The following is a 13,035-nucleotide window of genomic DNA, read 5'->3' on the forward strand; positions in this document are numbered from 1 at the left end:
CTCGCTCGACCGGCTCAGGTCGGGTTTCAGACTCAAACGCTCAACAGTTCATCAAGCAGCGCCCGCTTTTCGTCCAGCTGCGACGCGGGAAAGGACTCGACCACCTGGCCGTGTTCCATCACGACGAAGTGGTCCGCCAGCGGCGCGGCGAATCGGAAGTTCTGCTCCACCATCACGATGGTGAATCCCTGCGCTTTCAGCGCGGTGATCATGCGACCCAGGGCCTGGACGATCACCGGAGCGAGACCCTCGGAGATCTCGTCCAGCAAGAGGATGTCCGCACCGGTGCGCAGGATGCGGGCCACCGCCAGCATCTGCTGCTCGCCGCCCGACAGACGCGTGCCGGGGCTGTGGCGGCGCTCCGAGAGATTGGGGAACATCGCATAGATCTCGGCCTCGGACATGACCTTGCCACGGCCGCCCTTGAGCACCGGCGGCAGTCGCAGGTTCTCCTCGGTGCTCAGCGAGGCGAAGATGCCGCGCTCCTCGGGGCAATAGCCGAGCCCGAGCTGCGCCACGCGATGCGTCGCCAGGCCGATCGTCTCCTGGCCATGTACCTTGATCGATCCGCTGCGGCGATCGGTCAGTCCCATGATCGCGCGCAGCGTGGTGGTGCGCCCGGCCCCGTTGCGTCCCAGCAGCGTCAGCACCTGCCCCGCCGGGACGGTCAGGTCGATGCCATGCAGGATGTGGCTCTCGCCATACCAGGCCTGCAGGCCGCGCAGTTCGAGCGCTGCGCTCATCGGCGTGCCCGTCGCTGTCGGCCCAGGTCGGCCGGCGCCACACGGCGGCGTTCTTCACCAGGGTGAGCGTGTCGGCCCGCCTCGGGACGATGGCCGATGCACGCGCGGCGAGTGGCTGGGGCCATCAGTGTGCTCCCTGCAGTTCGGTGGCATCGCTGCCCATGTAGGCCTCGAGCACCTTGGGATGTTTGGAGACGGTGGCGTAATCGCCTTCGGCCAGCACCGCCCCGCGGGCCAGCACCGTGATGCGATCGGCGATGCTGCTGATCACCTTCATGTTGTGTTCCACCATCAGCACGGTGCGGCCTTCCGCCACCCGCTTGATCAAGGCCGTGACCCGGTCCACGTCCTCATGGCCCATGCCCTGGGTGGGTTCGTCCAGCAGCATCAGCTCCGGCTCCATCGCCATCGTCGTGGCGATCTCCAGGGCGCGCTTGCGGCCGTAGGGCAGGTCGGCGGCGCGGGCATCGGCCATGTCGCGCAGGTCGACCAGCGCCAGCAGCGCCAGCGCGCGGTCGTCCAGGCGACGCAGCGCCGTGATTCCCTTCCAGAAGTGATAGCTGGTGCCGGTGAAGCGTTGCAGGCCGATCCGCACGTTCTCCAGCACCGTCAGGTGCGGAAACACCGCCGAGATCTGGAACGACCGGATCACCCCGCGGCGCGCGATCTGCGCGGGCTTCTCGCCGGTGATGTCGGTGCCGTTGAACAGGATCTGACCGTGGGTCGGGATCAGGAATTTGGTCAGCAGGTTGAAGCAGGTGGTCTTACCGGCGCCGTTGGGGCCGATCAGCGCGTGGATGTGCCCCCGCTGAACCTGCAGGTCCACGGCATCCACGGCGGTGAAGCCTTTGAATGCCTTGGTCAGTTTGCGTGTCTCCAGGATGAGGTTGCTCATCGGCGCAAGGGTGGGCGCCGGTGACCGGCGCCTCGGTAGTGGATCGTGGAATTTAGGGCGAGCAGACCCGCCGCCGACAGCGTAGAACCCTTTACGCAGCATTGCGCAAGGACTAACCCTGGGGACCTGGGTGCGCACGCCGAGGCCATGGTTCCCATGCCGCCGCGCAGATCCTCCGAAAGGACAGGGCATGACTCGGCTCGACGGCAGAGATCCGGCCGTCTCGCTATGCTGCGCCTCGCCGCGCCGAGACACCTTGCGCGTGCCCATGACACTCATCGAACGTCCCGACAGGAGCTTCGCCATGTTCCAACTCAATCGCCGCGCCGCGGCCCTCGGCCTGGCCTTCGCCCTGGCCGCCGCCGGCGTGCAGGCTGCCGCCCCGCAGATCAAGACCCAGGCCCCCGGCTACTACCGCATGATGCTGGGCGACTTCGAGATCACCGCCCTCAACGACGGCACGCTGGACCTGCCGGTCGATCAGTTGATGGACAAGGCCAAGCCCGGCACCGTGGTGAAGGCCCTGCAGAAGGCCTATCTGAAGCCGCCGGTCGAGACCTCGGTCAACGGCTACCTGATCAACACCGGCACCAAGCTGGTATTGATCGACACCGGTGCGGCAGGTCTGTTCGGACCGACCGCCGGTCGCCTGCTGGCCAATCTGAAGGCTGCCGGCTACCAGCCCGAGCAGGTCGACGAGATCTACATCACCCACCTCCACCCGGACCATGCGGGCGGCCTGTTCCAGGACGGCAAGGTGGTGTTCCCGAACGCCGTGGTGCGGATGGATCAGCATGACGCCGATTTCTGGCTCAATCCGGACAATGCGGCCAAGGTGGCCGAAGGCCATCGCGGCTTCTTCCCCGGCGTGATCGCGGCCCTCAAGCCGTACCAGGACGCGGGTCGCCTCAAGCCGTTCAGCGGCGAAACCGAGCTCATTCCCGGCATTCGCACCCACGCCGCCTATGGCCACACCCCGGGCCACACGGTCTACATGGTGGAGAGCCGCGGCCAGAAGCTGGCCGTCTGGGGCGATCTGATGCATGTGGCTGCGGTGCAGTTTCCCGATCCCACGGTGACCATCAACTTCGACAACGATTCCAAGCTCGCCATGCCGGAACGTCGCAAGGCCTATGCCGACGCCGCGAAGAACGGCTACTACGTCGCAGTGGCCCATGTCTCGTTCCCCGGCATCGGCCGTCTGCGCGCCGAGGGCAAGGGCTACGCCTGGGTGCCGGTGAACTACAGCATCAAGCCCTGACCCTCGGTCACTCCGGGCCCATCACGTCATGGTGCGGTGAGCCGGCGGTCCCCCGACGTCGGCTGACCACGCCGAGGTCGCCCGGTCACACCCGGAAGGGGGAACTTCCTGTACGCCGGTGTCCACTGGCTATGCTGCCATCGCCCAGCCCGGGCGAGTCACCCTACAAAGTGAACAGGAGCAGCATGAAGACAACCTTCGCCACCACCGTGCTGGTGGTGTCCGCCGCCGTGGGGGCCAGTGCCGCCCACGCCGCAGACCTCAGCCCAGGTGTGTACGCCACGATCGTGGCGGGCAAGACCGATGGCAGCAATCCGACCTATCGCAATGGGGGCAGCCCGTCGTTGGGTGGCGGGCTGGGCTATCGGTTCGCGCCGGAGTGGGGTGTGGAGGTCTTCACCCGCGGGCTCGATTTCGAGCTGCTGCGCTGGCAGACCAGCTACGCCTATCCTGAGCGGCACAGTGGCGTGGCCCTGACGGGCGAGCTGCCGCTGAACGGCCTCTTCGGTGTGACCGGTCGCATCGGCCTGGGCCAGACGCAGATGAAGCGCAGCGGCGATCGCACCGGCGACCGCACCTCGGTGTCCGCCGGCGCCGGGCTGGCGATGCATCTGGGCAGCAACATCGCTGCGACGCTCGGCTATGAGCGCTACACCCGCGTCAACGTGAACGCCTGGCTGTTGGGTGTCGAGTTCAGGTTTTGAGTGGGCGGCGCAACCCGGGCGTGCCGGTGCCGGCCGTGAGCTGTGGGCAGTCTGCCCGAGTTCAGGGGGCCAGCACGGCGTAGTCGTTGGACGTCATCGGCTCGAAAGCGGCCGGCACGCCGCAGGTCAACTCAACCAACACTCGACGAGAGAACGGCGCCCCAGCCTCATTGATTCGCCTCACACAGGCGTGAGCGGACGGACGCTCCAGAAGTGGGATCCGGAGGTCGTCGATCAGATACCGCGGCGCCCAGCCAATCAGATGACCATCCGCAGTCTGGAGCTGGATGGCGTGGCCCGTGGCGGGGTTGTTGACCTCAATGGCGACCTGAAGTGCCTCTCCAGGTTGCAGGCGCTTGGCTCGTAACTGCGCGGCCTCCGACACATGTCGAAGACCGTGGAGGAAAAAGCGGGCGGTCACCGTGCCGTCGTGTACTTTCTTCAGCTGCGGGAAGACTTCCAGGCTGTCGGTCTGACGCTCCCCGCCGGTAATGCCCAGGATTTCGATCGGATCGGCTTGGCCCGGATCCAGATCCAGCCAATGAAGATATTCCGCGAAATCCTTTCGGTTCGGATCCAGCACTCGGTTCTTGAACAGCGGGAACAGCTCCACGGCCTCGTAGCGACGTTGCAGGTCTGGGAAAGAAACCAACGCCTCGAATCCAGCTTGCTGTCGCGCTTTCAGAACACCGCGGGTGTAGCGGAACACATAGTCATGTGGATCAGCGTCGAGGCGACCGATGGGGAACCAAGCCCGTGTGGGTTCGGGTGCTTGCCAGGCGACAAACAAGGTATTCATTCGCGAATCTCATTCAACGAGGTTTGCGCGCACAGCATCATTTCGAGCGCGAAGGCTTTGGCACATGACGATGCCCTCGTGTCGGGAATCTGGTCGACGATCATGCGCAGGCGTTCCGCGCCCAATGATGCTACCCGTGCGAGTGCAGGGCGGAAGTACGCAGGATAGTCCTTTGAAGACTGCAGCACCAAGCGCAGTGGGTTCTCTCCATGCGGCTGGGCGGCATCCAGAAAGATGCCGCCCCGACCGCGCTCTATGTAACGACCGAGCTGCCGATGGCTCAAAATCTGGGAACGCTTGGCATCCAGAAGCTCTCGCCCCAACGATGACGCATGGTCGTAACTGGGGGCGACCGAAATCACCTCATTGCCGCCCTCCATGCTGGATCGGACCAGAAATCCCCAGTTCTCGTGATGGCGATCCGTGTTCCCGATCAGGGCATCGAGCACGAGATAGCTGGCCAACCTGGTCAGCACGCGATGAATCAGTGGCTCCTGGTCGAACATGGCCCTGACTGCGGACACCACGTTCGCCAACGTATGGTCCGACTGCCGAAAGATCTTGGCGCGGTCATAGCCGGTCACATGGCCGGCCATGATTTCGTTGCCGTGGACGAGTGCTTCGCCGCGGCGCGTGTCGACAAAATTCAGCGAGATGCATCCTCGCCGGCCGCCATATTGCGCCAGCTCAACACGCGCGGCCGTCACGCCCAGGGCCACCGCGACTTCCGCGGCTGCTTTTTCCGCCCAGTCCTCCCCCGTGTTGGGGCGAACCTCCTTGAACAGCCAACGTTGGCCGTTCAAGGTCACCCAGAACTTGGGCTTGCTGCCGAGTTGCTCGGTGTCCTCTCTCGCCTCTTCAGGAATGTCGATGACGTCATAAGCCATGGCGCAGAGCTTAGTCCTCGCCTGTGGGAGGCGGGACACCCTGCGTCAAAGGTCACGCATCCATCTGCTTCTGGAACACCAGACCCGCATGCTCCCGCAGTGCGTGGAATTTGATCTTGGGCCAGTTCTCCTGCATGGCGCGCAGTTCGCCGGCGTATTCCAGCAGCACGGTCGGCGCATTGACCGCGTCCCAGGCCACCCGGTGGGCGTTGTGGTCGATGAAGCGCCGCAGCTCCTTCTCGCCACCGTCCGCCTCGTCGCAGGTCACCCAGCGGGCCACGTTGTAGCGGGCCGAAGTGACGCGGGCCTTGACGCCGTATTCGTGCTCCAGGCGATGGGCCACCACTTCGAACTGCAACTGGCCGACCGCCCCCAGCAGCAGCACGCTGCCCGCCTCGGGCCGGAAGACCTGGATCGCGCCTTCCTCGCCGAGCTGGCGAAGGCCTTCGCGCAATTGCTTGGTCTTCAGCGGATCCGCCACTTCAACCGACCGGAACATTTCCGGCGCGAAGAACGGCAGCCCGGTGTATTGCAGCGCCTCGCCCTCGGTGATGGTGTCGCCCAACTGCAGCACGCCGTGGTTGGGAATGCCGATGATGTCGCCGGCAAAGGCCTCGTCCAGCAGCTCGCGGCGCTGGCTGAGGAAGCTCACCACCGTGTTGGGCCGCAGCTCCTTGCCCGAGCGCACCACCTTCAGCCGCATGCCCCGTGAGAAGTGGCCCGAAGCCACCCGCAGGAAGGCGATCCGGTCCCGGTGCGCCGGGTCCATGTTGGCCTGGATCTTGAAGACCACGCCGGTGAACTTGGGCTCTTCCGGTTGCACCACACGCTGCATGGCCGCGCGCTCGGCCGGCGGCGGCGCCAGCTCCACCAGCGCGTCCAGCACTTCCTGGACACCGAAGTTGTTCACCGCGGAGCCGAAGAACATCGGCGTCTGGCTGCCCGACAGGAAGGCCTCCAGGTCGAACGGCGGCGCGGCTTCGTTGACCAGTTCGATCTCGCCCTGGGCATTGCCATATTCCATGCCGAAACGCTCGGCATAGGCCGGATTGTTCAGACCCTCCAGCACCTCCTCGGTGCCGGCGACCCGGTCCTCACCGGGCGAGAACACCCGCATGCGCTCCTGGCGCAGGTCCATCACGCCGTGGAAATGCTTGCCCATGCCCACCGGCCAGGTGAACGGCACCACCGTCATCCCCAGCTCGCGCTCGATCTCGTCCATCAGCGCCAACGGCTCCTGGACCTCACGGTCCATCTTGTTGACGAAGGTGAGGATGGGGGTGTTGCGTGCGCGGCAGACCTGCAGCAGGCGACGGGTCTGCGGCTCCACGCCGTTGGCCGCGTCGATGACCATCAGCGCCGCATCCACGGCGGTGAGCACCCGGTAGGTGTCTTCGGAGAAGTCCTGGTGGCCCGGGGTGTCCAGCAGGTTGATGACGCAGTCGCGGTACTCCATCTGCATCACCGAGGAGGCCACCGAAATGCCCCGCTGCTTTTCGATCTCCATCCAGTCGGAGGTCGCATGGCGAGAGGCCTTGCGCGCCTTCACCGAGCCCGCGATCTGGATCGCGCCGGAGAACAGCAGCAGTTTCTCGGTCAGCGTGGTCTTGCCGGCGTCAGGGTGGGAAATGATGGCGAAGGTGCGGCGACGGCGCACTTCGGACTGGATGCGGCTGGGCTGCTGGTCGGTAGACATGGCGGGGCGCCTTTGGCGCTGGGTAGCGCTGAAATCGCACCACCGCCGGGCCGAGGGACGCGAGGTCCTCAGCGATCGGTCAAGCGATGGCGCACAGATGGGGTGATGCCGGCGGCAAACCGGCGATTATCGGCGAAGGCCCGCGGCGCGGATCGGCCGGGGCAGGGGCATCGGCCTATGGCGGCGCCATGAACGGCCGCACCCGCGCCAGCAACTGGTCCACGTAGGTGGTTTTCTCGCCGACCGGCGCGGCATAGGTCAATGCGTCCCGCGTGGCGTCTTCGCCGGCCTTGGACCACATCAGCCAGGTCGACAGGTATTGCGAGGCCAGGCAGCCGCCCGAGGTGGCCACCGGGCCGCGGGCGTGGAAGGGTTCGTCGAGCACCCGGACGCCGGCCTCGACCAGCCAGGGACGGGTCACGCTGTCGGTGCAGGCGGGCGCGTCACCCAGCAAGCCCAGGCGCGCCACCAACAGCGCGCCGGAGCATTGCGAGGCGATCAACTGCCGAGTGGGATCGAGCTGCAGCCGATCCAGCAGCGCGGAGTTCTCGGCGATGGCGCGGGTGTACAGGCCCGAGCCGAACCAGACCGCATCGGCCTCGTTGGCCCATTCCAGGGGGCGCTGCAGCTGCACGCTCACGCCGTTCATCGACGTCACGATGCTGCCCGGACCGCACAGCTCGGCGGACCAGCCCAGCGGCTTGAGCCGGTTCAGCAGTCCCAGCGGGATGAAGCTGTCCAGCTCATTGAAGCCGTCGAAGGAAAGAATGGCGATGTGCATGACGTGGGCCCGACTGTAGCGCCGACCGCGGCAGCGCCCAAGCAGGACGGTTTTTTATCCCATTCGGCCCTGTCAGCCGTGTCCGGCCAGCAGGGCGTAGGTGTGGCGGGCCACCATGAGGGCCTCGTCGGTCGGGATGACCCAGGCCTCGCAGCGGCTCCATGGGGCGCTGATGCGGCGCTCCCCGTGCTCTGGTCGGTCGCCGCTGTCGTCCGGCGCCAGGCCCAGCCAGGCACAGCGCTCCAGCACCTTGCGGCGGATGGGCTCCGCATGCTCGCCGATGCCGGCGGTGAATACCAGGCCGTCCAGGCCGCCCAGATCGGCCGCCAGCGCACCGATCTCATGGCTGATGCGGTGGACGAAGACCTCGATGGCCAGCCGGGCGCGCGGCGCCTCGCTGGTCAGCAGGGCACGCATGTCGCTGGACACGCCCGAGAGCCCGAGCAGGCCGGATTCCTTGTAGAGCAGGCGCTCCAGTGCGCGGGCGTCCAGGCCGTCCCGATCCATCAGATACAGCAGCACGCCGGGATCGAGCGCACCGCTGCGGGTGCCCATGGGCAGGCCGTCCAGGGCGGTGAATCCCATGCTGCTGCCCAGGCTGTGACCATGCCGCAGGGCGCAGGCACTGGCGCCGTTGCCCAGATGCAGCACGACGACACGCCCGTCCGCCATCGACGGCGACAGCGCCGGCAGCCGCGAGGCAATGTATTCGTAGCTCAATCCATGAAAGCCGTAACGACGGATGCCCTGCTGGTACATCGCATAGGGCAGGGCGAAGATCTCGCTTTCGATGGACTGGGTGCGGTGGAAGGCGGTGTCGAAGCAGGCGACCTGCGGCAGGCCGGGCAGGGCCTCGAAAGCGCGCCGGATCGGGGTCAGGTTGTGCGGTTGATGCAGCGGCGCCAGCGGCACCAGCGCTTCGAGCTGGGCCATCACTTCATCGTCCACCCGCACCGGACGGTCCAGCTGCGCGCCGCCGTGCACCACCCGATGGCCGATGCCCAGCAACTCGATCTTCGGAAATTCGTGCTGGACAAACTCCACCAGATGGTCGAGCGCCCGGTCATGGGTCAGCGTGCTGACCGGCCAGTCCCGGGTGACCGCGGGTGAACCGTCGGCATGGCGTGCGTCGAAGTGAGGCGAAGTGCCCAGTCCCTCGACCTGGGCCTGCAGTTCGAGGCGCAGCGGCGATGCATCCTTCCGGTCGACGCCGGCGGGGCCGCCGGTGGCGGAGCCGTTGTCCGCATGCAGCGAGTACATCGAGAGCTTGATGCTCGACGATCCCGCATTCACGACGGCGATGAAGTCGCCTTCCAGTCCAGGCTTCATTCCATACCCTCCGAGACGTCGGTTGCGCTGAGTGCGGCGGCGCGCCATGTTGGATCGGCTGTCCGCCGATGCCGATGCCGGCCGCACAGGGACCATCATGTGATGCGCCGCCGTTCGGCACAAGCGACGTCCCCTGTCACCGTCGACGGTGCCGGGCGACGGGCGATCAACGCCGGCGATTGCCTTGCGCTTTTCGGGTGGTCGGAGCGCCCGGACGGGGCGACCGGCTTGCCGGTCTGAAGCGCCCCATGCATGATTTACGCTCGCTCCCCGGCAAGGGGCGAGGCCCGTGGAGCGCCGCCGGCCGCTCTCCTTCTGAATCCCGTGCGCAGGGCCTCGCAGGCGCCGCGCTGGAGTGTGTGAATGACCTCAGCCCATCCCCATTACGACCGGCTCCTCGAAGCGGTGCACCCGCTCCCGCCCCTGCGGGTGGCCGTGGTTCACCCCTGCACCGAGGTGGCCCTGCAAGCGGCGCTGGAGGCGGCGGACCTGGGCCTCATCGAGCCGGTGCTGATCGGCCCGGCAGCGAAGATCAAGGCGGCGGCGACGGCGGGCGATGTGGACCTGTCGCGTTTCACCCTGCACGATGCGCCGCACAGCCATGCGGCGGCGGAGGCTGCGGTGGCCCTGGCGCTGCGGGGCGAGATCGACGCGATGATGAAAGGCAGCCTGCACACCGATGAGCTGATGGCGGCGGTGGTGCGCCGGGAAGGCGGCCTGCGGACCGCGCGCCGGATCAGCCACTGCTTCGTGATGGATGTGCCGGGCCATGCGCAACCGCTGATCATCTCGGACGCCGCGATCAACATCGCCCCCACATTGGAGGAGAAGGTCGACATCGTGCAGAACGCCATCGACCTGGCCCATGCGCTGCGGCTGCCCGAGGTGCGGGTGGCGCTGCTGTCGTCGATGGAAACCGTCAATCCGAAGGTGCCCTCGACGATGGACGCGGCCGCCCTGTGCAAGATGGCCGACCGCGGGCAGATCACTGGCGCCCAGCTGGATGGGCCGCTGGCGATGGACAACGCGATCGATGTCGACGCGGCCCGCATCAAGGGCATCGTCTCGCCGGTGGCGGGGCGGGCCAATGTGCTGATCGTGCCGGACCTGGACGCCGGCAACATGCTGGCCAAGAGCCTGAGCTTCCTGGCGCACGCCTATGCGGCGGGCGTGGTGCTGGGCGCCAAGGTCCCGATCGTGCTCACCAGCCGGGCGGACTCCCGCCCGGCCCGGTTGGCGTCCTGTGCGGTGGCGGCCCTGCTGGCGGAGGCCCGACGCGCCGGCCGCATCAAGGCAGTGGGCTGAGCGCCGGGGCGCCTCGCCGGATTGGACCGGCCGCCGCATCGGCCAATGAAAAACGGGACCTCTGAGGGTCCCGTGTCGAAGGATCGCGGTTCGCCGGAGGGCGAAGGCCGCGACCGTAGCCTCAACGGTCTTCGAGCAGGCTGCGCAGCATCCAGGCGGTCTGCTCATGCACGGTCAGACGCTGGGTCAGCAGATCGGCGCTGGGCTCGTCGCCGGCCTTGTCCACGATCGGGAACAGCGCGCGCGCGGTGCGGGCCACGCCTTCATGGCCCTCGACCAGGATGCGCACCATCTCCAGCGCCTTGGGCGGCGTGGCGGGCGCGTCCTTGAGGGAGCTCAGCGCGGCGAACTGGCCGTAGGACCCCGGCGCCGCATGCCCCAGCGAACGGATGCGTTCCGCGATCGGGTCGACCGCATTCCACAGCTCGGTGTACTGGCCCATGAACATCGCATGCAGCGAGTTGAACATCGGACCCGTCACGTTCCAATGGAAGTTGTGGGTGGTCAGGTACAGCGTGTAGGTGTCGGCCAGCAGCTTGGACAGACCCTGCGCAATGGCGGCCCGGTCCTTGTCGCTGATGCCGATGTTGATGGACGGAACGCCCTTGGCCGAAGCGGGGGCGGTGGCGGATTTCTTGGCCATCTGTGAACTCCTGTCTGGATGGATGACGATGAGGAAGCGTGCGAAAAACTGAGTGCTGAACGCTGAACGCGCTGAACGCGCAGAACGCCGGATTCGATTCGGACCCCGGGCGCATCGGACTGCCGATGCATTCAGGGTGAGGGTGCAGCCTAACCGATTCAAGTGGGTTTGAGAGGATCAGAAGTTCAGCCGCCGAGCGTGGATCCGACCCTCGCACCGACCGTTGCGGTCCTCGGGGCGCCATCCGGGCGATCCGTCTGAAAGGCAAAAAAGGGCCAGGTGTTGCCTGGCCCAAGAGGGGGTTGATGAATCGCTGCGGGACGGATGACCTCAGCTGCTGCTGTGGCGCATCCAGTCCACCAAGGCCTGCGCGTTCAGCGCGGCCCCCGCGAGTGCGAGGGCCAGGCCCAGCAGGCGACGACCGTGTCTGGCGCTCATGGCGATGTCCTTTCGTGTGTGAGATCGGGTCGGTCAGGCGGTGAACTCGATATCGAGCTCGAGCAGTGCCTGCCGCACCGACTGTCCGTAGGCCGGATCGGCCTTGTCGAAATGACCCAGCTGGCGATCGATGATGAAGGCCGGCACGCCCTTCATCGACGCGGCGATGTTCTGGCCCAGGCGGCGTTGCTGCTCGGCGCCGAGGATGCGGAACAGCGCGCCGGGCTGGCTGTAGTCGTCGTTGCCGTCCCGATGGTTGAATCGGTCGGCATCGCCGCTCAGGCGCAGCGGGGGTTCGGCCACCGACGGATCCTGGGTCGCACCGCCGAAGCTGTTGGGTTCGTAGTAGGCGTCCGCAGCGCCGGTGGGCGTGCGGAAGAACTTCATCGAGCCGTCCTTGTGATAGTGATGCACCGGGCACTTCGGCGCATTCACCGGCAGCGCTTCATAGTGGGTGCCCAGGCGATAGCGATGGGCGTCCGCATAGGCAAAGATGCGGGCCTGCAGCACCTTGTCCGGGCTGAAACCGATGCCGGGCACGATGTTGCTCGGCGAGAACGCGGCCTGCTCGATCTCTTCGAAATAGTTGTCCGCATTGCGGTTCAGCTCGATCACGCCGACCTCGATCAGCGGATAGTCCGCATGCGGCCAGACCTTGGTCAGATCGAAGGGGTTGTAGGCGGTCTTGTCGGCGTCCAGCTCGGGCATCACCTGCACGAACACCGTCCAGCGCGGATAGTCGCCCTGCTCGATCGAGCCGAACAGGTCTTCCTGATAGCTTTCGCGCGACTGGCCGATGACGGTGGCCGCATCGGCATTGCTCATCGTGCGATGGCCCTGGCGGGTCTTGAAGTGGAACTTCACCCAGAAGCGCTCGCCGTTGTCATTCCAGAAGCTGTAGGTGTGGGAGCCGTAGCCGTTCATGAAACGGGGGCTGACCGGAATGCCGCGGTCGCTCATCAGGATGGTGACCTGATGCAGGCTTTCGGGCGAGAGGCTCCAGAAATCCCAGGCCGCGGTGGCCGAGCGCAGGTGGCTGACCGGATGACGCTTTTGCGTGCGGATGAAGTCGGGAAACTTCAGCGGGTCGCGAATGAAGAACACCGGCGTGTTGTTGCCCACCAGGTCCCAGTTGCCTTCTTCGGTATAGAACTTCAGCGCGAAACCGCGCACATCGCGCTCGGCGTCCGCCGCGCCGAGTTCGCCGGCCACGGTGGAGAAGCGGGCCAGCATCGGCGTGCTCTTGCCGACCGCACCGAACAGCTTGGCGCGGGTGAAGCGGCTGATGTCGTGGGTGACGGTCAGGGTGCCGAAAGCGCCCCAGCCCTTGGCATGCACCACCCGCTCGGGAATGCGCTCGCGGTTCTGGTGTGCCAGCTTTTCGAGCAGCTGGTAATCCTGCATCAGCACCGGCCCGCGCGGCCCGGCGGTCAGTGAATTCTGGTTGTCGGCGATCGGCGCGCCCGCAGTGGTCGTCATGACCGGGCACTGGGCGGGATGGGCGGTGGGGTGTTGGGGCTTGTCGCTCATGGGAACTCCTCGATGCGGATGGAC

Annotated in this window: 12 protein-coding genes; 3 read left to right on the forward strand and 9 right to left on the reverse strand. The window is 66.4% G+C overall.

Going from position 1 to position 13,035, the window contains the following annotated elements; genetic code table 11:
- Positions 1–32: 32 nt before the first annotated feature.
- Entirely contained in the window at positions 33–743 is a 711-nt protein-coding gene (locus N4261_RS00710) for an ABC transporter ATP-binding protein (protein WP_261758301.1), read from the reverse strand.
- A 124-nt stretch (positions 744–867) separates the two neighbouring features.
- Positions 868–1,638, reverse strand: coding sequence for an ABC transporter ATP-binding protein (locus N4261_RS00715; protein ID WP_261758302.1), 771 nt, complete (start codon positions 1,636–1,638; stop codon positions 868–870).
- Positions 1,639–1,942: 304 nt separating this feature from the next.
- On the opposite strand from N4261_RS00715, the gene N4261_RS00720 reads away from it, so the two are divergent.
- Positions 1,943–2,899: an MBL fold metallo-hydrolase gene (locus N4261_RS00720; RefSeq protein ID WP_261758304.1), complete on the forward strand. Its 957-nt coding sequence runs from the start codon at positions 1,943–1,945 to the stop codon at positions 2,897–2,899.
- A 185-nt stretch (positions 2,900–3,084) separates the two neighbouring features.
- Positions 3,085–3,603 carry an outer membrane beta-barrel protein gene (locus tag N4261_RS00725; protein ID WP_261758305.1) on the forward strand — a complete coding sequence of 173 codons (519 nt, stop codon included), beginning with the start codon at positions 3,085–3,087 and terminating at the stop codon, positions 3,601–3,603.
- A 61-nt stretch (positions 3,604–3,664) separates the two neighbouring features.
- Here the strand turns inward: N4261_RS00725 and N4261_RS00730 are convergent, their stop codons facing one another.
- The 5 genes from N4261_RS00730 to N4261_RS00750 all read right to left on the reverse strand — a co-directional run bounded on the left by N4261_RS00730 (position 3,665) and on the right by N4261_RS00750 (position 9,095).
- Positions 3,665–4,402, reverse strand: coding sequence for a hypothetical protein (locus N4261_RS00730; protein WP_261758306.1), 738 nt, complete (start codon positions 4,400–4,402; stop codon positions 3,665–3,667).
- Positions 4,399–5,289, reverse strand: coding sequence for a HipA domain-containing protein (locus N4261_RS00735; protein ID WP_261758307.1), 891 nt, complete (start codon positions 5,287–5,289; stop codon positions 4,399–4,401). Before N4261_RS00735 ends, N4261_RS00730 begins: the two co-directional genes overlap by 4 nt.
- A 52-nt stretch (positions 5,290–5,341) precedes the next feature.
- Positions 5,342–6,985 carry a peptide chain release factor 3 gene (locus N4261_RS00740; protein ID WP_261758308.1) on the reverse strand — a complete coding sequence of 548 codons (1,644 nt, stop codon included), beginning with the start codon at positions 6,983–6,985 and terminating at the stop codon, positions 5,342–5,344.
- A 175-nt stretch (positions 6,986–7,160) separates the two neighbouring features.
- Entirely contained in the window at positions 7,161–7,766 is a 606-nt protein-coding gene (locus tag N4261_RS00745) for a type 1 glutamine amidotransferase family protein (protein WP_261758309.1), read from the reverse strand.
- A gap of 72 nt (positions 7,767–7,838) precedes the next feature.
- A complete protein-coding gene (locus N4261_RS00750) occupies positions 7,839–9,095 on the reverse strand; it encodes an acetate/propionate family kinase (protein WP_261758310.1) in 1,257 nt (418 codons plus the stop codon).
- Between the two features lie 363 nt (positions 9,096–9,458).
- Here N4261_RS00750 and N4261_RS00755 point away from each other — a divergent pair, with 363 nt between their 5' ends.
- Positions 9,459–10,400: a phosphate acetyltransferase gene (locus tag N4261_RS00755; RefSeq protein WP_261758312.1), complete on the forward strand. Its 942-nt coding sequence runs from the start codon at positions 9,459–9,461 to the stop codon at positions 10,398–10,400.
- A gap of 121 nt (positions 10,401–10,521) precedes the next feature.
- Here N4261_RS00755 and N4261_RS00760 read toward each other — a convergent pair whose 3' ends face one another.
- Both N4261_RS00760 and N4261_RS00765 read right to left on the reverse strand, forming a co-directional pair.
- On the reverse strand, positions 10,522–11,043 hold the full coding sequence (locus N4261_RS00760; RefSeq protein WP_261758314.1) for a Dps family protein: 522 nt from the start codon (positions 11,041–11,043) through the stop codon (positions 10,522–10,524).
- Positions 11,044–11,514: 471 nt separating this feature from the next.
- A complete protein-coding gene (locus tag N4261_RS00765; RefSeq protein WP_435531988.1) occupies positions 11,515–13,011 on the reverse strand; it encodes a catalase in 1,497 nt (498 codons plus the stop codon).
- Positions 13,012–13,035 lie beyond the last annotated feature (24 nt).

The sequence above is a fragment of the Roseateles amylovorans genome (assembly GCF_025398155.2).
In the GTDB taxonomy this organism is placed as follows: domain Bacteria; phylum Pseudomonadota; class Gammaproteobacteria; order Burkholderiales; family Burkholderiaceae_C; genus Roseateles; species Roseateles amylovorans.